This is a genomic window from Cysteiniphilum halobium (genome assembly GCF_003574425.1).
In the GTDB taxonomy this organism is placed as follows: domain Bacteria; phylum Pseudomonadota; class Gammaproteobacteria; order Francisellales; family Francisellaceae; genus Caedibacter; species Caedibacter halobius.
On sequence record NZ_QLIU01000049.1, the window covers coordinates 26,681 to 45,586 of the forward strand.

17 protein-coding genes are annotated in these 18,906 nt (G+C 37.9%); 5 read left to right on the plus strand and 12 right to left on the minus strand.

Annotated features, from left to right (window positions below):
* Positions 1-4 precede the first annotated feature (4 nt).
* The 4 genes from DNK85_RS08445 to DNK85_RS08455 all read left to right on the plus strand — a co-directional run bounded on the left by DNK85_RS08445 (position 5) and on the right by DNK85_RS08455 (position 4,351).
* Positions 5-334, plus strand: a complete 330-nt coding sequence (locus DNK85_RS08445; protein WP_119329136.1) for a copper-binding protein — start codon at positions 5-7, stop codon at positions 332-334.
* Between the two features lie 3 nt (positions 335-337).
* The gene (locus DNK85_RS08450; protein WP_119329137.1) at positions 338-3,442 is read left to right on the plus strand and encodes an efflux RND transporter permease subunit; all 3,105 of its coding nucleotides are present in this window, start codon (positions 338-340) and stop codon (positions 3,440-3,442) included.
* Positions 3,443-3,974: 532 nt separating this feature from the next.
* A complete protein-coding gene (locus DNK85_RS11910) occupies positions 3,975-4,109 on the plus strand; it encodes a hypothetical protein (protein WP_268876840.1) in 135 nt (44 codons plus the stop codon).
* Positions 4,110-4,159: 50 nt separating this feature from the next.
* Positions 4,160-4,351: a hypothetical protein gene (locus DNK85_RS08455; RefSeq protein ID WP_119329138.1), complete on the plus strand. Its 192-nt coding sequence runs from the start codon at positions 4,160-4,162 to the stop codon at positions 4,349-4,351.
* Between the two features lie 65 nt (positions 4,352-4,416).
* On the opposite strand, the gene DNK85_RS08460 is transcribed toward DNK85_RS08455, so the two are convergent.
* From DNK85_RS08460 to DNK85_RS08490, 7 genes are all read right to left on the minus strand, one after another.
* Positions 4,417-5,694 (minus strand): MFS transporter, encoded by a 1,278-nt coding sequence (locus DNK85_RS08460; RefSeq protein ID WP_119329139.1) that lies wholly within the window; start codon positions 5,692-5,694, stop codon positions 4,417-4,419.
* A gap of 161 nt (positions 5,695-5,855) precedes the next feature.
* Positions 5,856-7,088 (minus strand): ATP-grasp domain-containing protein, encoded by a 1,233-nt coding sequence (locus tag DNK85_RS08465; protein ID WP_119329140.1) that lies wholly within the window; start codon positions 7,086-7,088, stop codon positions 5,856-5,858.
* A gap of 248 nt (positions 7,089-7,336) precedes the next feature.
* Entirely contained in the window at positions 7,337-9,043 is a 1,707-nt protein-coding gene (locus tag DNK85_RS08470; protein ID WP_235842415.1) for an NAD-dependent malic enzyme, read from the minus strand.
* A 45-nt stretch (positions 9,044-9,088) separates the two neighbouring features.
* Positions 9,089-10,138 (minus strand): uroporphyrinogen decarboxylase, encoded by a 1,050-nt coding sequence (gene hemE, locus DNK85_RS08475; RefSeq protein ID WP_119329142.1) that lies wholly within the window; start codon positions 10,136-10,138, stop codon positions 9,089-9,091.
* A complete protein-coding gene (locus DNK85_RS08480; RefSeq protein WP_119329143.1) occupies positions 10,135-11,049 on the minus strand; it encodes a lysophospholipid acyltransferase family protein in 915 nt (304 codons plus the stop codon). Before DNK85_RS08480 ends, hemE begins: the two co-directional genes overlap by 4 nt.
* Positions 11,050-11,084: 35 nt before the next feature.
* A complete protein-coding gene (locus tag DNK85_RS08485; protein WP_119329144.1) occupies positions 11,085-12,593 on the minus strand; it encodes a YifB family Mg chelatase-like AAA ATPase in 1,509 nt (502 codons plus the stop codon).
* Between the two features lie 9 nt (positions 12,594-12,602).
* The gene (locus DNK85_RS08490; RefSeq protein ID WP_235842416.1) at positions 12,603-12,905 is read right to left on the minus strand and encodes an accessory factor UbiK family protein; all 303 of its coding nucleotides are present in this window, start codon (positions 12,903-12,905) and stop codon (positions 12,603-12,605) included.
* A 30-nt stretch (positions 12,906-12,935) separates the two neighbouring features.
* On the opposite strand from DNK85_RS08490, the gene DNK85_RS08495 reads away from it, so the two are divergent.
* Entirely contained in the window at positions 12,936-13,274 is a 339-nt protein-coding gene (locus DNK85_RS08495) for a P-II family nitrogen regulator (RefSeq protein WP_119329145.1), read from the plus strand.
* Positions 13,275-13,303: 29 nt separating this feature from the next.
* Here the strand turns inward: DNK85_RS08495 and DNK85_RS08500 are convergent, their stop codons facing one another.
* From DNK85_RS08500 to DNK85_RS08520, 5 genes are all read right to left on the minus strand, one after another.
* Positions 13,304-14,977, minus strand: a complete 1,674-nt coding sequence (locus DNK85_RS08500; RefSeq protein ID WP_119329146.1) for a lytic polysaccharide monooxygenase — start codon at positions 14,975-14,977, stop codon at positions 13,304-13,306.
* A 252-nt stretch (positions 14,978-15,229) separates the two neighbouring features.
* A complete protein-coding gene (locus DNK85_RS08505) occupies positions 15,230-16,099 on the minus strand; it encodes an outer membrane protein (RefSeq protein ID WP_162896626.1) in 870 nt (289 codons plus the stop codon).
* Between the two features lie 86 nt (positions 16,100-16,185).
* A complete protein-coding gene (locus DNK85_RS08510) occupies positions 16,186-16,386 on the minus strand; it encodes a DUF378 domain-containing protein (RefSeq protein ID WP_119329148.1) in 201 nt (66 codons plus the stop codon).
* A gap of 115 nt (positions 16,387-16,501) precedes the next feature.
* The gene (gene rimO / locus DNK85_RS08515) at positions 16,502-17,842 is read right to left on the minus strand and encodes a 30S ribosomal protein S12 methylthiotransferase RimO (protein ID WP_119329149.1); all 1,341 of its coding nucleotides are present in this window, start codon (positions 17,840-17,842) and stop codon (positions 16,502-16,504) included.
* A 21-nt stretch (positions 17,843-17,863) separates the two neighbouring features.
* Positions 17,864-18,679 carry a carbon-nitrogen hydrolase family protein gene (locus DNK85_RS08520; RefSeq protein WP_162896627.1) on the minus strand — a complete coding sequence of 272 codons (816 nt, stop codon included), beginning with the start codon at positions 18,677-18,679 and terminating at the stop codon, positions 17,864-17,866.
* Between the last annotated feature and the right edge of the window lie 227 nt (positions 18,680-18,906).

Below are 18,906 nucleotides of genomic sequence, written 5' to 3' on the forward strand. Positions count from 1 at the left end.
GATAATGAGAATAATAACTGCAATGATAACAAGCTTTTTATTACTTTTTGGTGCCAATATCTATGCCAGCGATATGCACCATGATCATCATGAAATGACCGTGACAAAAACTCATGAGAGCTATCAAGCTGTTGGTGTCATCAAATCCATAGATGGCAGCGATATTGAAATACATCATGAACCTATTAAATCATTACAATGGCCAGAAATGGATATGTTTTTTCAACTTGCCCATAGTGTTTCATTAAATGGTATTGACGTTGGAAGCAAGGTTAATTTTACATTCCATGAACAAGATGGAAATTATATGATTACTGCCGTCAGCAAGAGGTAAAACATGATCAAATCAATCATTTACTGGTCTATTAAAAATAGATTTCTTGTTGTCACTGCAACGATCGCCCTTGTTATTGCGGGTATTTATTCCCTTAAAACAACACCAGTTGATGCAATCCCTGATCTTTCTGATGTGCAAGTGATCGTAAAGACAAATTACCCTGGACAGGCGCCAAAGGTTGTAGAGGATCAAGTTACCTATCCGCTTTCAACAGCCCTTTTGTCGGTTCCAGGGGCAGAGAGTGTACGCGGCTATTCTTTTTTTGGGGATTCCTATGTTTATATTATTTTTAAAGAGGGGACAGACCCTTACTGGGCTCGCTCACGTGTGCTAGAAGTGTTAAGCCAAGTCTCATCTAAATTACCGAAATCAGCTAAAAGCTCATTGGGGCCTGATGCAACAGGTGTTGGCTGGATTTATCAATATGCATTAACTGATCCTACACATTCTCATGACATATCTGAGTTGACCAGCCTTCAAAATTGGTTTTTAAAGTATGAGTTGCAAACTGTTCCTGGTATATCTGAGGTTGCTACAGTCGGTGGGATGGTCAAACAATATCAAATCACCCTAAATCCTAATGCCATTAGAGCGTATAATCTGAATTTAAATAAAATTAAACAAGCCGTTATTGATGCAAATCAGGAAGTCGGCGGTTCTGTGTTAGAAATGGCAGAAGCTGAATATATGGTAAGAACAAATGGCTATCTGAAAAATGTTCAGTCCATTGAAAATATTCCTGTTGGTGTTATGCAAAATGGCACAGCTATTTTACTCAAAGATATTGCTGATATTAAAATTGGTCCAGAAATGCGAAGAGGTGTTGCTGATCTAAATGGAGAAGGTGATACGGTGGGTGGCATTATTGTAATGCGTGATGGTGAGAATGCACTTTCTACCATTGATGCAGTCAAGGCAAAATTACAGAGTCTTCAAAAAAGCTTACCTAAAGGTGTCAAAATTGTTGAAACATATGACCGTTCTACATTGATTAATAGTGCCATTGATAATTTAAGCTATAAGCTCATTGAAGAGCTTATTATTGTATTATTAGTTTGTCTGGTATTTTTATTTCACATTCGCTCATCCTTAGTTATATTAATCAGTTTGCCTATCGGTATTCTCTGTGCATTTATTGTTATGCGCATGCAGGGCATAAATGCAAATATTATGTCTTTGGGCGGTATTGCTATTGCCATTGGAGCAATGGTTGATGCCGCCATTGTGATGATTGAGAATGTACATAAACAGTTTGAAAAAGAAAAGGTAACAAGTGAAAATCGTTGGCAATTGATTGGTAGAGCCACCGCTGAAGTTGGTCCCCCTATTTTCTTTTCTTTGCTGATCATTACCTTGAGCTTTTTGCCTGTATTTGCACTGCAAGCTCAAGAAGGAAAACTTTTTTCGCCACTAGCCTATACAAAAACCTATGCTATGGCCGCTGCCGCTGGTTTATCCATCACCTTAGTACCCATATTGATGGGCTATTTAATTCGAGGTCGAATTATTTCTGAGCATAAAAATCCAGTCAATAGAATTCTTATTGCTTGTTATCGCCCCTTTTTGCATTGGGTTCTGAAATTTCCAAAAACGACTATTGTGTTATGTTTTGCAATTGTTTTAGCAACTTTATACCCTTTAAAGCAGATTGGTTATGAGTTTATGCCAGATATGAATGAAGGTGATTTGATGTATATGCCAACACTGTTACCTGGGGTATCGATTGGTAAAGCACAGCAGGTATTACAGCAAACAGATCGTTTAATTAAAACAATACCGGAGGTTAAAAGTGTTTTTGGAAAGATTGGACGGGCACAAACAGCAACAGACCCAGCCCCTTTGACAATGATTGAAACGGTGATTCAATTTAAGCCCAAATCAATGTGGCGAGAGGGAATGACATTTGAAAAAATTAAGCAGGAGTTAGATCAAGTTGTCAAAATACCTGGTGTAACAAATGCTTGGGTGATGCCAATTAGAACTCGAATTGATATGCTGGCAACAGGGATAAAAACACCAATAGGAATTAAAATATCAGGCGATAATTTATCAACTATACAGAAGATAGGACAGAATATTGAATCATTACTAAAAACAATACCGCAAACAACGTCAGTATATGCGGATCGTGCTAGCGGTGGGCGTTATATTAATGTTGATATCGATCGTAAAAAGGCGGCAAATTACGGGCTGTCAATGACAGAGATTCAATCGATGCTTTCCATGGCCGTAGGTGGTATGAATATTACAGAAACAGTGGAAGGTTTAGAACGTTACCCTGTCAATTTAAGATTCCCACAATATGATCGAGATTCATTAGAAAAACTTAAAACCTTGCCGATAGTTACCCCTACAGGTGCTCACATTGCTTTGTCCGATGTTGCTCATTTATACATTGACAGTGGCGCACCTGTGATAAAAAGTGAAAATGGACGATTAACAGGCTGGGTGCTTGTTGATATTAAAGGGGATATTGGAAATTATATTCATCATGCCAAGTCAATTCTAAATGAAAAATTAAACTTACCTACAGGATACGCCATTAGCTTTTCTGGCCAGTATGAGTATATGCAGCGTGCAAATCAACAACTTATGAAAGTAGTCCCTATTGCGATTGCTATTATACTATTGTTACTATACCTAAGCTTTAGAAGAATCAGTGATGTATTGATGATTGTTTTAACATTGCCACTTTCTATTGTTGGCGGTATCTGGTTTATTTATCTTTTGAACTACAATTTATCCGTTGCAGTGGGTGTTGGATTTATCGCGCTTGCAGGTGTTGCTGTAGAAATTGGTGTTCTGATGTTGGTGTATATGAATCAGTCACTGAAGCAATTAGAAAAACAACCTTCTAGAGAAGAAATTAGAAATGCCATTATTGAAGGTGCTTTGCTGCGAGTTCGTCCAATTATGATGACAGTCACAGCTATTATTGCGGGGTTGATTCCAATTTTGATTGCAACAGGTACAGGTTCTGAAGTTATGCAAAGGATTGCTACACCAATGATAGGGGGGATGGTAAGCGCTACAATACTGGCATTATTGTTACTTCCTGCACTTTATTATCAATACAAGGTTTATCAATTAACAAGAAGGAGTTAGAAAATGACGTACATTTCAACCTAAAGGATAACCACCCATTAAAAAACTTACCAGCCGATGTTATTAAAGATGTTTTTGAGTGTACTTTAAACATGTCGTTATGGGGAAATGAGGCTTTTTCAGGGATGACCATAATAATGGGGAGTATTATACAGGGTCATGGCAACATGGCTCTGTTACCCGACAATATAAAGCACCTCCCAAGAAATTCTAATGGGCGGACAGTGCCCAAATATGCAACTCGACTCCATATAACAAATAATTATGTGACCTATATTTATTAGTCATTGGATAATAGTAAATTAATCGTCATATAATGGAGGCAGTTCTAGAACGGATTGACGAATAAGCTTTTAAGGAAAAGCATCGCCTTTTAGTGCTAATTTCTATTTACCCTTTACTGCTTTAATAGGCATGTCATCTCAGAGAGATAGATGGTCACTAAAAGACAATAACGACTTACCCTATGTTTTATTTTGAGATCGTTTTAGATACTAAAATTAATATCACATTCTTATTAAGGAGAAATAACATGAAAAAATTACTCGGAATCTTAGGTATTACTGCATTTATTGTATTTGGATTTTACAGTGCTAATGCAAGAGGTACTCAAAACGATATGTATCAACAAATTCAACACAATATCACCCAAAATCACATTGCTTAAAGGTGGTGGATATTTACTTAAAGTTTAGTGCTTGAAGTAAGGAGAAGATCATGAATGGATGTAAAAAAATATTTCTAGTAGATCAGATACGCACTTTTACACTTATACTATTGATTTTATTCTTTAGTTATCAAGTTTCATCTGCTTTAGGAAGTCAAAAAAATAAAATACCACCAAACACACTACAAAATGCTACTAAGGTTGTGCTTTTAGTTGAATATGCAAAATTGCACCATGTATAGGATAACACAAAACTTTTAAGATAACACAGTCATAAGAAATTAATCGTGAAAAATAATAAAGAGTATTATGACTGTGTAGCTTCCTTACTCCCTACAGCCTTATATGATACATTTTGTAATCCTCCACCTCCTAGTATCCACATTGAAAGCAAACCAATAACACCACAACAAACACTAATAATTACAGGGCCAAGAATCTTGCCACTGCTTTGAATCATGAGTTCAGTTAATACCGGAACCAAACCACCAACCATTGCAAAAGCTAAATTATATCCTATGGCCACTCCTGAAAATCTGACATCTGTAGTAAAAGCTTCACAAATAATACGCATAAATAAACCACACATCATTGCCGGAGGCAATGTCAATAGCAACATGCCAATAAGCACATCAAAAAAATGGAAACTATTAATCAAATAAAAAGCAGGATAAGCAATGACTATAAGTAATAAAGCACTTATCGCATATAGTCGTCGGTAGTTTATATAATCACTTATCAAACTAGCTACAAAAATTACGCCAAGATTGAAAAAAGAAGCGATAATCGCCACAATACTGGTAAAGTGTTGAGGGTAATGCAAGTGGACAGTTAAATATTTGGGGAAATAAAGCATAGCCATGACTCCATCAAACCCAATTAAAACGACACAAAGAATTGTGCCAACTTGACTTCTTAACTGTGACTTAAGGAGCTTGATCAGTGGGAACTTTTGTTTACTTTCTAGATTTCTAAACATCTCTGTTTCCTGCAATTTTCGCCTAATATAGAAACCAATAAAGGCCACAATAGAACCACTAATAAAAGCGGCTCTCCAAGCATATTCACCAAAAATAGCATGCAAGATAATACTCATAATCTGACCTAATAAAATCCCACCAAGAACCATCGAAAAGAGGATGCCTAATGCCGGACCCTTTTTTGCCACTGATTCATAAACAAAAACAATCGCGCCAGGTAGCTCTCCCCCTAATGCCAAACCTTGAATAATACGTAATAATATAAAAATAATGGGGGCCATCACACCGATCATGGCATAAGTTGGCATAATGCCCATTAACAAAACACAACAAGCCATCAGTAAAATGGTAAAAGAAAAACTTTTTTTCCTACCGATACTATCACCCATCCAACCGATTAAAAAGCCACCAATTGGCCTGACAATATACGCAATTGAGAATACAATCATCACAATTAAGCTTTTTAATGCTGGTGATTGAATATCAACAAAGAATGCTTTTGCTATCTGTGCTGAAAATAGCATATATAAAATAAAATCATAAAACTCTAACATCCCGCCAGTGCCCGCGAGTATTGATACTTTCAGTGTCTGTTTATCATTCATCCTCAACTCCTCAACAATCTTACATCATAAATTAATTTTTTAGATACTAACAAAAAAGGGGACCAGTGAGTAGATGTAATATCGTTCATTGGTCATGTTAAGTTTTGGGTTTATCGCCATTCTTATCAACCGTTACTTTCTTTGACAACCCATAGGCTTTCTTAAAGAAACACTTCGTTATCTTTAATACATTCTTCAAGCATATTGATATCACTCTCAATCACTTTTCTATCTTTATGAGCTAGTACAATATATGCAGCCACATCATTTAGTGAAAATTGATTCTCTTTATGCATATTGTTGTCACTTATTTTCATTGTTTTATGATAAGCATAAGAATCTAGACCTATTATCAAATCAAGTTTTATTTGATCATAGGGCATATCAAAATTATTCAAGAAATATAACAAGCAATAATCATAATTCTTCTTGGTGACACTGTTTTTATTGTCAAGAAAATGACACAGAAGTAACTGCTGATCAATATCGTAGAATATATGCTCCATATGATTTAAAACCCCTGAGCAACCAGCAACACGTGGATTTAGCTCGATTAAGTAAGGGGTTCCATTTTGAATTTTTATTTCAGTATGAGCAAATCCATTTTTAACCTCAAGTACACCTAATACCTGAATAACATATTGGTGAATGACATTTAATACTATCGCGTCAGAAACAATCTCAAGATATTTATATATGAACATACCCTGTATATCTTTCTTAATGCATTTTACAACTGATGTAATATAATGTTTGCCTTTATAACTCACTGTATTAACTGCATATTCATCTCCACCTACATAGTTTTGAATTAATGCCGCTGTTTTGTATCCATATAAACTATCATGAGACAATATCTGAGTGATTTGCTTTTCAGCTTCTTCTTTATCCAAACATTTTTTAACATCAAATGATCCCGAGCTATATGCTAATGGCTTTACAATAACAGGATAGTAAAAGTCATCTCCTTTAAAATCTTTTAAGTCTGCTACACTCCTTTGGTACTGGGTCGGAAGATTTGCTTTTTTAAGTGCCTCTATCATCTCAAATTTATTAAACCGTAATAAAGAAGTTGTACTATTGTTTGCCAATTCAGGGCAATAATGCTCTGCTAACATATCCGCATATCCAACCGAATTATCCGTACCGCACATAACAAAAATAATCTTGCCTTCTTTGTTAAGCTGCCCATCAATTAACTGTATGTCTTGATTAAAATCCTGCCTACTTAGTACTGACTTAGAAAATAAATCATCCTGTATACAATTTTTAAAGTAGGGGATATCAATTTCTTTGGTCCAAAATGCAAGAACCTTAAATCCAAAGTTTAAAAAAACACCCACCGTATATTTTGCTGAAACTAAAGGGTCCACAATTAAGATATAATTATTCATACCTATCCTCCTGAAAGTTATTACAATACTTTTAACTCCCCCTCGTATAACTATCACTCTTAGTGAGCAAAGTAAAGAATAAATAAATTTCAGTAGAGTTCATCCATACTCATAGTAGATCATTGCTTGATTAGCGACAATTCCCAGTCAAGTTAGTAAGAATTTTAACAAACGTATATTGACACTTAGTTGTGGCAAGATACATAAATATGCTTTTTCAGAGCTTAGTATGTTAAACACTTAAAAAATTATGATTTAAAATAATATGGATAATACTTCGGCTCCCAAATCACTTGATCTATCTTGCGCCAAATATCATCAACATCCTCGGCAACACCATCTTCAATTGCTTGGCGTGCCACAGCAAAAGCCACCTGACGGCTCACGCTATATGCTTCACTTAACTTTGGTAATAATGCATCATCTTGTGTTGAATAGTTTGCCAAAGCTTTACATGCTGCCCACAACATATTATCCGTAAAGCATCTTGCAGCAATAGCGACAATACCCAAGCCAATACCAGGAAAAACCAAGGCATTATTTGATTGGGCAATACGATAAACTTTACCTTTATAGCCAACATCATCAAATGGACTACCTGTAGCAATGAGTGCACGCCCTTCAGTTAAGCGAATGATATCCTGTGGCACACGTTCACAACGACTTGTTGGATTAGATAGGGTAAAGATAATTGGGTGATCATTATTCTCAGCCATTGATAAAATAACGTCATCAGTAAATGCACCTGCAACACCTGAGCAACCAATTAAAGTCGTTGGCTTTACTTGTTTGACAACTTCTGCAAGCTCAATGCCCCCCTTACTATCAGTAGACCACTCTTTAACTGACTCGCGTGTACAGGCATAAGGACGTTGAAAATCCATCATTTCCTGATCATCAATTAACAGACCATCTTTATCAATACACCAAAAGTGCTGGTAAGCTTCTTCTTTTGTTAAGCCTGAATGTACAAGTGCTGCAACAATTTGATCAGCAATCCCTAAGCCTGCCGTTCCCGCACCAAAGATAACAAACTTCTGACGATTAAACTTCAAACCTGAGCGTTTTGATGCTGAGATCAAGCCAGCTAGAGCAACTGCAGCAGTGCCCTGCATATCATCGTTAAAGCTGCAAATTTCATTTTGGTATTTCACTAAGTTTTTACGCGCATTATCACGTCCAAAATCTTCCCAATGCAAAAATGTCTCCGGCATCTCTTCTTTGACTGCCTCGATAAACAACTGTACCATTTCATCATATTGCTCACCACGCACGCGCTCATGACGCCAGCCAAGGTACAATGGATCCTCTAGCAGTTTTTTATTATTGGTTCCTGCATCTAAGAATACCGGCAAATAACGCCCGGGATTAATTCCAGCACACAGCGTATAAACCATAAGTTTGGCAACAGGTATTTCAATTCCGCCAACACCTTGGTCACCAATCCCTAATACACCTTCCGCATCACTAACCACAAGAATATCAACGTCTGAGTTGGTACGATTGCGCAGAATCTCACGCATTTTGTAGCGATCTGGATAAGCAATATAAAGCCCTCTTGGGGATAAAAATTGCTCACTATAACGCATCACCGCCTCCCCAACCGTTGGCGTGTAAATAATTGGCAGCATTTCATTGAGATTGTCGCGCACTAAGCGATAGAATAGTGTCTCATTGATATTATGTAAATTCTTTAAAAAGCTATAACGTCCAATGTTACTTCTAAAAGATTTATATTGCTGATACGCGCGTGTTTTTTGCTCCTCGAGTGACTCGATCTGGAAAGGTAATTTGCCCAGCAACCCAAACTCTTCACGTTCACGCTCACTAAAAGCTGTCCCCTTGTTAAGAGAGGCAATTGTTAACAAACTCTTACCATGCAAATCAGTTTCAACCCACATCTCATTACTTTCAGGATTACGTTTAAATTCAAATCTTTTTATTTTCTTCATCATTATGCTTCTATTTTATTTTTATATTTATATATATTTTTCTAATTTCTAACTCACTGAGTCTTTAGCGCCGAATTCACGTACGGCATCAACCATTACCTTAACCTTATCCGGTGAAATATCTGGGTAGACACCATGACCTAAATTAAAGACAAAACGACTATATGGAGCTTGGCTTGTAACAATGTTCTTTACTGCTTCAATAATACTTTGATCTCTACCATAAAGCGCGGCGGGATCTAAATTTCCTTGTAAAGCAAATTTGTTTCCAACTACCTTTCTTGCACGTGATACCTCAATACTCCAATCGATCCCAATACCATCGCAGTCTGTTTTTGCCAGCTGATCTAACCACAAACCACCCCCTTTAGTAAAAAGTGTCACAGGGACATGTTGGTGGCGTTTTTTAAGCTCAGCTGTGATCATTTGCATATAATTCAGTGAGAATGTTGCATAATTACCTTCCGTTAATACACCTCCCCATGTATCAAAAATCATCAAAGCATCCGCGCCTGCCTTGACCTGCTCATCAAGATAATCAACTATCACTAAACTTAAATCAGATAACAATTTATGCAAGACTTCTGGTGCACTATAGAGCATATTGCGTAACCGTGTAAACTGTTTAGATCCCTGCCCTTCAACCATGTAAGCTGCTAACGTCCAAGGGCTACCAGTAAACCCAATCAAAGGCACTCGATCTTTAATTGCCTTTTTAGTGGTTGAAACCGCATTCATTACATAGTGCAATTTACCAATGGCACCTTTTATATCTAAACGCTCCACATCAGCCACAGTTGTTAACGGCGAAGAAAAAATAGGCCCCTTACCACTGACAAATTTGAGATCCATGCCCATTGCTTCTGGAATAGTTAAAATATCTGAAAATACAATAGATGCATCTAAATCATAGCGATCTAAAGGTTGCAAAGCCACTTCACAACAGGCCTCAGCATGGCGACACATCTGCATAAAGTCACTAAACTTCGCACGCGTCTGACGATATTCTGGCAAATAACGTCCAGCTTGGCGCATAATCCACATTGGCGTCTGCATAACAGATTTGCCCTGTAAGGCATCTAAAAACAATGTTCTCATTTTTTGTCCTTTTTGTAATAATCAACCCCATCAGGATGATATTTAAATCGCTTGTATGTCCACTGATATTGCTCTGGATATTGACGAATAATTTCCTCAAACCGTTTAGTAAAGGCATAAGCCACTGGGTCTTCAATCCCACCAATTGCTTGATAGTTCTTAATCAAAGGCTCCAAGTCCTCATGGAACAATGTTAGACCTTTACCAGTGTCATTTCTAACGGCATAGCTTAACACAACAGCGGGCTTGTAGCGCTTATATAATTTGCCAGGGAAATTCATCGTCTTGGCTGGATTGCCAAAGAAATCAATATATGTGCTACCGGCATCAACTGGCACTTGATCCGTTAGCATTGCGATCACCTCTTTATTTGCTAAGGCTTTAAATAGCATTTTTACACCTTTTTTATTAGCTGGTGACATGTTCTTACACAAGCGTGAGCGCGCACGCAAAATAAGCTTATCCAGTGTTTTTATCTTAGGTGGTGTATATAACATCGCCGAAGGGTATTTGCTTGAATAATACATCGAGGCGATTTCATAACTTCCTAAATGTGGAGCAACCACCATAACACCGCGACCTTCTTCATATAAACGCTGTGCGATATCTGCGCCATGCACCACTTGAATTTGTTTAAGCAATTTTTGTGGATTCTTAAATAAAATACCAGGCATTTCAGCCCCTGTCATACAGGTTTGCTGCAACGTTTTCTTAACCAGCTTACGCTTATGATATTCACTTAGCTCAGGAAAACATTTATCAATATTAATGCGCGCCACTCGACGCATATCGCTTTTAAAATAATAAAATAGCGTCCCAATCATCACACCAATACGCTGTGCTGTTTTGAAGCTTAGTTTTCCCCACAGAAACAAAATTAATATTAGGGCTTGAGCACCTATCCTCTTCATCGCCTTTTACCGTTTTTTTTGGCTTATTTACTGTTCTACTGCTGAAAGCGTTCAAATTTACGATAGCTTAATGCCTCTTGAATATGATGCTTTGCAATCATCTCTTGCGCTGCCAAATCAGCAATAGTCCGCGCAATTTTGACAACTCGGTGATATGCTCTTGCCGATAAACCAAGCTTTTCAATGGCGTCTGCCAATAGCAGCCGCTCATTATCCCCTAAAATGCAAAATTGATCAATTTCCTTACCCTGAAGTTCTGCATTAATTTTTCCTTGACGCTTGATTTGTACATCTCGTGCCCTGATCACACGTTCCTTGATAGTATGACTTGACTCACCTTGCGCGTCAGTAATCAAGACATCATGCTCAATCTCAAGCACTTCCACCTGCAGGTCAATACGGTCCAATAGTGGACCTGAGAGCTTTTGCTGATAGCGTTTGATTTGCATGTCGGTGTCTTTACACATTTTGCGTTGTGAACCTAGAAATCCACAAGGACAAGGGTTCATCGCTGCAATTAATTGAAACTTAGCAGGGTATTCAACTTGTGCGCTAGCTCTTGAGATCACAATCTTGCCAGACTCAAGCGGTTCGCGTAGAACTTCTAATACCTTGCGATCAAACTCCGGCAACTCATCTAAAAATAATACACCATTATGTGCTAAAGAAATTTCACCTGGTTTTGGATTCGATCCTCCACCGACAAGTGAAACTGCCGATGAAGTGTGATGAGGGGCGCGAAATGGGCGCTGATAAAAATGCGCAGCAATATCCTGAGAACCTTTAATTGATGCCACCATGGCTGTTGCTAAAGCTTCATCCATAGAAAGTTTAGGCAAAATTGTATTAAATCTTGATGCCAGCATTGTCTTACCTGTACCAGGAGGACCAATAAATAGTAGATTATGGCCACCGGCTGCAGCAATCTCTAATGCACGCTTGGCTTGAAATTGCCCTTTAACATCTGCTAAATCCAATTCAAATGCATTATCTGACACCACACTTTCTGCCTGTTGTGCCTCTTTGATAAATTGTGTTTTTGATAAATGTAGAACAACATCCATCAAGGTCTTAGCTGCATAGGCGTGAAGATCTGACAATAAGGCAACTTCACTTTCATTTTTTACTGCAATAATGAGATTACGTTTATGCCTTAAACTTTGAATGGCAAAAGGCAAAATACCTTTTATTGGCCTTAGTTTACCACTTAATGATAGCTCAGCAGCAAATTCATAATCAGCAATATCAGGTGCGATGACTTGTTGGGATGCAATTAAAATACCAATGGCAATCGGCAAATCATAACGTCCACCTTCCTTTGGCAAATCGGCAGGCGCAAGATTAATGGTAATACGTTTACTGGGAAATTGAAAACCTGAATTAATAATCGCACTTCTGACACGATCTTTACTCTCTTTGACCGCCGCCTCAGGTAGACCAACGATCGATAAACTCGGCAACCCATGGGATAAGTGTACTTCCACTGTTACCTGTGGTGCGTTCACCCCCAATTGTGCACGACTAAAAACCGTAGCCAGCGACATAACAGTTACTTACTTATTTCCTTGCTTGGCAATAAGCTCATCGACTTTTTTCTCAAGCGCCTCGAGCTTTAAACGTGTTTTTGCTAACACTTCTTTTTGGATATCAAACTCCTCACGCGTGACTAGATCCAGCTTCTCAAAGCTTGCTTTGAGCACACTTTTGCAGTTATTTTCAAATTCGCTAGCCACTGTTTTTAAGCCACTTGGAATACCATTGGAAATTTTGCTTGCGACATCGTCGATTATTTTATTGTTTAGTTTCATACTCAACCACTTAAATGCTTTACTAATAGATAGTGCATAATGTAGCATAGACAGCCAAATTGACAAATCAATTCGAGCATGAAGCTGATTACAGCCTATATCAAACCACATCTACTTGATCGCACACGTGAAGCCTTACTCAACGTTGGTGCAACTGGCATCACCATCACTGAAGTCAAAGGCTTTGGTCGACAGCTTGGACATACTGAGCTCTATCGTGGAGCCGAGTATGCTGTTGATTTTTTGCCTAAGATTAAGATCGAGATCATCTGCAAAGATGAACAACAACAAGATTTTATAAAAGCGATTGTCGACACCAACAAAGCAGATAAAATTGGTGCTGGCAAAATCACCGTCACTCCCCTTGAAGAAGTTATTCGTATCCGCACTGGGGAAACCGATGATGAAGCAGTATAAATTAAGTTTTATACTCTCTGTTATCCGATTTAGCCCTCAGTCCACGTACCATGTCCAAAGATTCCTGCCGGATCATAGGCATTTTGATTGCACCAACCTTCATGTCCGGTACATGTATATGTCACGCCATTTCTAATGACTTTACTGCCTATCTGATAACTACCTATGCCATTTGGCCACTCTGGTAAATCTGGCGTTGGCTCAGGTGAAACTTGTCCTTTATTCTCCAAAAGCCAAGTGTACTCGATATGATTGCTCTGTTCGATCTCCGTATTGATATAAACCATATTAATACCACCTTCGACTGACTTAACCGTATCATCATCTTGCAGCACACCAATTACAACACCATACCCCTGTAGTTCATCATTTAATTTGGCAATATACTGTGATTTCCATGTCGCCAAATTATCAATAACCATTGGTACTTCAATCGCTTCCTCATAACCGCCTAAACGTCCAGAGTCAAAGATATCACTACGCCATAATCTAAAATTTAGCAGGTCATTCTTTTTGTAAGCTTGTTCAGAGCTTGCACCAAACACTGCACTACCTTCTTTACCTGCAAGCGGTGTCCAAACACTATCAATCGGTTCTGGTGTTACCGCATGGTGTTGGATGCGCCATTGATAATTTACTGGGGATGATTTTAATTGATATACACTGTAACCTGATGGCAACTTTGTATCGATATCTTTACCATCTGCGCTTAAGATACCTAATTGAATGTGCATATTATAAGGATTATTTTGATTAAACTCCTGTGCAAGTTGCTGCTGCCAATATTTTGCATCATTTTGTGCAACCGGTTTATAAGATGTCGTATGACACTGGTTATGCGCATCCATAGTACAGACCTCAATAGTCACTGTATCCTCTGGCTTAATATTCAAAGTTGGTAATGCATTCTCTCCAGAAAAACTTTTTATCTCCTGCCATAGGACATCCTCTGGTGGAGTTGGTGTATCATTGCCAATAATGACATCTGAGCAAGAATAAAAGGCTTCCGCACTATCATCACGCTGCCACACAGCATATATCACATGCTGTCCCATTTTTGACTCTGGAATTGTACATGAAAAACTCTCAAAACCACCCAAACCATACGATTGCAGTGGTGATTCACTTGTGCTTGGCATGTAATGACAAATTGGCTTCTCTTCTAAATCACCCCATGTTAAGACTTTATTAGTTTGCCAATGATCCTTAGTGATGTATATATCAATATAACCTTTACCATATGTCTTGTGAGGTGCCGTCACTGCATAAGTAAAGTTATGCTCTCCTGCTGCTAATCTAACTGGATAAAGGTCATCTCCTTGATTAACCACCCATTTATTATCCTCTAGACTACGATATTTTTCTAAATTAGCAGAACAAATTGGTACATCTTTGCCACCCATAATAGCTATATGTGGGCTACGTGAATCATTGGTATAGGATGGATCATTGGACCAGCCAGCAGCAGCCCCTTGCGCCACACCACTCCAGTCAGTGATGACTTGATTTATACCCTCCCCATGCAAGCTAACACTACAAATATCAGCCCCATTAAGACCATTCCACTGAACTCCTTTATTTGGCGTAGCTCCACCTGAACAAAGCCATTGTCTACTATCTGGGAAAGATAATGCACCATGTCCAAATGCGGAGCTTGTACTCAAAACAATACTTGATAATAAAAAAATTGAACGTAATTTCATGTTTAACTCCTACAAAATAATTTAGCAGAAGTGTATAAAACTCATGCTTCACTGTGAAATTAAAAGAGCTAATAGTGATATTAGGAATATTTATTCTCATACGTAATCAAAAAAATTAAGTTAAGTTTCAATTACCTCGACCCGCGCAGCGTAAGCTGCACGATCTCTCTCACAAGCGAAGAGGTAATTGATAATGCAACTTATCTGTTGACCATTACTACTTTGCAAATCCAATTTGCATAAATGGAAAAATTAGAAAATATAAGAAATACCGACTTGGAAAGTGTTAACCGATAATACTTTTGAGTTTGAGAAAAGATGATCATATTCTAGATTTAAACCAATACCATTAGTAAATAAGTATCCGACTTCAGCGCCAATCCGTGGGGTCACACTATTGCCAATACTATTTTTTGGATGCCCAACTGGTGTTGATTGACTGTTTTTAACATAAGCAACCCCAGCCTTGCCGGTAACATTAAAACCAGACTGGAATAGGTATTTAGCTCTTAGCATTGCGTTAATATCCCAGCTTTTATAATCCACTGCATCTTTTGACACTTTACCATCATAGTTAAACCCAAGCTCAAAACCGGCTAGGAATCCTTTAGTAAAATGCCAATCATAACCGGCTTTTAGGCCGGCTGAGGCTGAATTACCCTTACCCCCAATGTTAGACATCCCAACAGTAGCGCCCATGAAAAATCCAGCAAATTCATACGGCAGGATTCTTGGTGAAGGGGCTACTTTGCTATAGTTAAATTGATCAGGAAAGGTTAAATCATAAATAAGTTTTCTTGTTTTAGGATTATAGACTTTAACATGCGTTGATGGCTGGTTGATTACAACATAGCCCTGATACCATGAAATAACCGGTGCACCACCATCACCTAGCTGATCGACTAGGATCAAAGGCATATTATTGTTCGTGACTGTTGGTGGGAATTTAATATAGGTTTTCCCTTGATCAACAAAACCCATAATGGGTTTATACGTTGAGTCTGAAGAAACAGTTTTGACATCAAAATTAAAATTTGCTGATGGTAAAGAAATATCATCAGCCAATGCCATGCCAAAGCACCCAGCCATTAATAAAGAAGTCACAATGCTTTTTTTCCACATAATAAGATAGCTTCCATATCGCATAATTTTTTAGAGTATAGACACAATAAATAATGAGCTCAAACGGATTATGCAGAATTTCCTGATTATTTGGTTTTATAAATTTGTTTTAACAGGCTTAAGCAATACAAAGAAGCAAGACCAATAATCACATAAGCGATCTTTTGCCACATGGCTGAACTATGGAAAACGCTGGTAATAATATTGAAGTTAAAGACTGATGAGGTAAACCAATTAAAGCCACCGATAATCGTCAGTAGCATCAGTAATGTGTTTAAAAAGCGCATAATGTCTCCTTATGGCATTTATTAATAAAAATCAGTAGGTTTTTGTTTTGAAAACAATCTGTTTGCGATTTTAGTTCAATTGATAGAAAAAAAACAGTGCTTCACCTCTTTAAGTTTATAGCGAATCCATCTTAACTCTTGCAAATAGATCATGTTCATTTGCAGCAAAGATCTCAACGTCAATAAATACTCCTTTAGCAAGAGTATGATCATGGATGTTTTCAATAATCACAATACCATCAACCTCTGGTGCATCATATTGTGTACGCGCTAATGCAATATTCTCATCATGACGAATTTCATCAATAATCACTTTTTGCGTGCTGCCAATGTGGCGTTGTAAACGTTTGGCACTGATTTGCGACTGTACCGCCATAAAACGCTCAAGACGCTGTTGTTTTATATCTTCAGGAACAAGATTTGGAAAATCATTGGCTTTAGCTCCTTCGACTTCAGAGTAAGTAAAACAGCCAACACGATCAAGCTCAGCCTCTTCCAAGAAGTTCAATAGTGTCATAAAATCTTCTTCAGTCTCCCCTGGAAACCCAACTATGAACGTACTACGAATTGTAAGCTCTGGACAAATGGTACGCCAGCGTTTAATCGCTTCTAATGTATTTGTCATATTTGCTGGACGTTTCATCAGTTTTAAGATGCGTGGTGCAGCATGTTGAAAAGGAATATCCAAATACGGTGCAATTTTACCTTCAGCCATCAATGGAATTACTTTATCAACATGCGGATAAGGATATACATAATGCATACGGATCCATACACCCAATGTTGATAAAGCACGTGCTAAATCAATAAAGCGACTTTGATAGGTTTCATTATTCCATTTGGACTCAGCATATTTAATGTCGACACCGTAAGCACTAGTATCTTGTGAAATCACCAGAAGCTCTTTAACACCCGCACTAACAAGGCGCTTTGCCTCCAGCATGACATCATCAAGTTTGCGCGAGCTGAGCTTGCCGCGAATATCTGGGATAATACAGAAAGTACAGCTATTATTACATCCTTCAGAAATTTTAAGATAAGCGTAATGCCTTGGTGTAAGCTTTATGCCCTGAGCAGGAACTAATGAAGTAAAAGCATGATGTTCAATCGGTAGATTATCATGCACCGCTTTAACAAGATTTTCATAATCTTGTGGACCTGAAATGCCTAGAACATTAGGGTATTTTTCAAGGATCATGTCTGATTTTTTACCCAAACAACCCGTTACCAAGACTCTGCCATTTTCATCAAGTGCTTCACCGATGGCCTCTAGTGACTCTTCAATGGCAGAGTTTAGAAAACCACAGGTATTTACAACCACCAAATCAGCATTACTATAATCCACAGCGATCTCATAACCATCTGTTTTTAATTTTGTCATAATACGTTCAGAATCAACTAAATTTTTAGGGCAGCCTAAGCTGACAAAGCCAATTTTTGGCATGGTTACCTGCATATAAATACCTTTAAGTTAATTTTATCTGCGGTATTGTAGCTGGAATGGATTTTGATCAAAACAAATATTTTTAAAATATTTTGCATCAATCTCAGCGTAGAGTAGTTGCTCTCCCATCTCAATACGATGCTCAAGCTGACCATTGTAATTAACAACCATACTATTACCATAAAAAAGCAAATCAGCATCTTCATGAATGCCGCTTTGATTAGCAGCGAGAATCATACTACTGTTTTCAAGTGCGCGTGCTTTGAGAAGTGTGTTCCAAGCGTGCACACCCATATCCTGGGTAAAAGCAGCACTTACCGCAAAAATATCAGCACCTTGTTTTTTTAAATAACGAAAAATTTCAGGTAAAAACAAATCATATGTTGAAATTAAGCCAATATTGGCAAACGGTGTTTTAATCACTTTGACAACTTCACCATATTCTTGATCTTGAAGCAGGCTATGTGTCCATTGAAAGGCAGAAGGCAAGGAAGGTACCAAGTGATAGTAAACTTCATATAAGTCACCTACATTATTATAGACAATACTTGCCAAATAATACTTATGTTTGCTGTACTCGGACACAATGGGGATACCACTGACAATAATCCATATATTATTTTCACGACTTAGTTTCTGTAGGTAATCCTGAATGCGTCCCTCACCTAAAATCTCTTTATTGATTTCATAATCTGATGAATTCATGGAAAACAGTGCACAACGATCAGGAAAGATAATCAGCTTAGCGCCACCGTCAGCTGCACGCTCAATCATGCGTTTTAAGCAAAGCAAATTAACCCCAACTGCCATGCATGCATTGATTTGAGCGATTGCGATCTTTGTCATCATATCCCTGCTGTCCTTAAAGCTATGAGGCCAGTATATACCCACCATAAACCATTTCACAGTATTTTTGCCCTTGAACACCACAAAATGATTATGATGGGTAGTATATAGCTCAATAAAGCCGCAGTTGAGCTGCTGTTGAGATATTTTTTTGCGAAAAAACAAAAAAGAGGCTTGCGTATTTCAATATACTGCTATACTAAGGATAGGTACGGTGTTAGCTGCGCTGA

Bases quoted from the DNA above. Each gene is read 5' to 3' on its own strand.
- DNK85_RS08445 (WP_119329136.1), top strand. From the start codon at position 5: ATGAGAATAATAACTGCAATGATAACAAGCTTTTTATTACTTTTTGGT.
- DNK85_RS08450 (WP_119329137.1), top strand. From the start codon at position 338: ATGATCAAATCAATCATTTACTGGTCTATTAAAAATAGATTTCTTGTT.
- DNK85_RS11910 (WP_268876840.1), top strand. From the start codon at position 3,975: ATGAAAAAATTACTCGGAATCTTAGGTATTACTGCATTTATTGTATTT.
- DNK85_RS08455 (WP_119329138.1), top strand. From the start codon at position 4,160: ATGAATGGATGTAAAAAAATATTTCTAGTAGATCAGATACGCACTTTT.
- DNK85_RS08460 (WP_119329139.1), bottom strand. From the start codon at position 5,694: ATGAATGATAAACAGACACTGAAAGTATCAATACTCGCGGGCACTGGC.
- DNK85_RS08465 (WP_119329140.1), bottom strand. From the start codon at position 7,088: ATGAATAATTATATCTTAATTGTGGACCCTTTAGTTTCAGCAAAATAT.
- DNK85_RS08470 (WP_235842415.1), bottom strand. From the start codon at position 9,043: ATGATGAAGAAAATAAAAAGATTTGAATTTAAACGTAATCCTGAAAGT.
- hemE (WP_119329142.1), bottom strand. From the start codon at position 10,138: ATGAGAACATTGTTTTTAGATGCCTTACAGGGCAAATCTGTTATGCAG.
- DNK85_RS08480 (WP_119329143.1), bottom strand. From the start codon at position 11,049: ATGAAGAGGATAGGTGCTCAAGCCCTAATATTAATTTTGTTTCTGTGG.
- DNK85_RS08485 (WP_119329144.1), bottom strand. From the start codon at position 12,593: ATGTCGCTGGCTACGGTTTTTAGTCGTGCACAATTGGGGGTGAACGCA.
- DNK85_RS08490 (WP_235842416.1), bottom strand. From the start codon at position 12,905: ATGCTACATTATGCACTATCTATTAGTAAAGCATTTAAGTGGTTGAGT.
- DNK85_RS08495 (WP_119329145.1), top strand. From the start codon at position 12,936: ATGAAGCTGATTACAGCCTATATCAAACCACATCTACTTGATCGCACA.
- DNK85_RS08500 (WP_119329146.1), bottom strand. From the start codon at position 14,977: ATGAAATTACGTTCAATTTTTTTATTATCAAGTATTGTTTTGAGTACA.
- DNK85_RS08505 (WP_162896626.1), bottom strand. From the start codon at position 16,099: ATGTGGAAAAAAAGCATTGTGACTTCTTTATTAATGGCTGGGTGCTTT.
- DNK85_RS08510 (WP_119329148.1), bottom strand. From the start codon at position 16,386: ATGCGCTTTTTAAACACATTACTGATGCTACTGACGATTATCGGTGGC.
- rimO (WP_119329149.1), bottom strand. From the start codon at position 17,842: ATGCAGGTAACCATGCCAAAAATTGGCTTTGTCAGCTTAGGCTGCCCT.
- DNK85_RS08520 (WP_162896627.1), bottom strand. From the start codon at position 18,679: ATGATGACAAAGATCGCAATCGCTCAAATCAATGCATGCATGGCAGTT.